At 39.4% G+C, this 620-nt stretch carries 1 protein-coding gene; it reads left to right on the plus strand.

The features are described 5' to 3' along the window. Positions 1 to 620: ISL3 family transposase (locus ADF68_RS05620; protein ID WP_049548973.1), on the plus strand; the 620-nt coding region annotated here is incomplete at both ends.

The following is a 620-nucleotide window of genomic DNA, read 5'->3' on the forward strand; positions in this document are numbered from 1 at the left end:
AAAATCACTCAAAAATTAATCGAGAAAGTCCCTATGACGGCTATCGCAGAAAGTCTATCTGTCTCTACTTCGACAGTCATTCGTAAATTGAAAGAATTCAAATTCAAGACAGATTTATCTTTCCTTCCAACTCACATGTCTTGGGATGAATACAGCTTCAAGAAAGGTAAGATGAGTTTCATTGCACAGGATTTTGATTCCAGAAAGATCATAGCTATCCTGGATGGGCGGACTCAAGTGACCATTCGCAATCATTTTCTTCGTTATTCTAGTCAGGTAAGAAGTCGCGTGAAAGTCATTACCATGGATATGTTTAGCCCCTACTATGATATTGCCAGAAAACTTTTTCCTAACGCTAAAATCGTTCTCGACCGCTTTCACATTGTCCAACATCTCAGTCGAGCTATGAATCGTCTTCGCATCCAAGTCATGAATCGTTTTGATCGCAAATCGCACGGATATAAGGCACTAAAACGTTACTGGAAACTCATTCAACAGGATAGCCGTAAACTTAGTAATAAACGTTTTTATCGCCCTACTTTTCGCTCACACTTGACCAATAATGAGATTCTCGAAAAGCTCCTTGCATACTCTCAAGAACTTAGAGAGCACTATGAACT

It is taken from the genome of Streptococcus pseudopneumoniae (assembly GCF_001068775.1).
Taxonomy (GTDB): Bacteria; Bacillota; Bacilli; order Lactobacillales; family Streptococcaceae; genus Streptococcus; species Streptococcus pseudopneumoniae_N.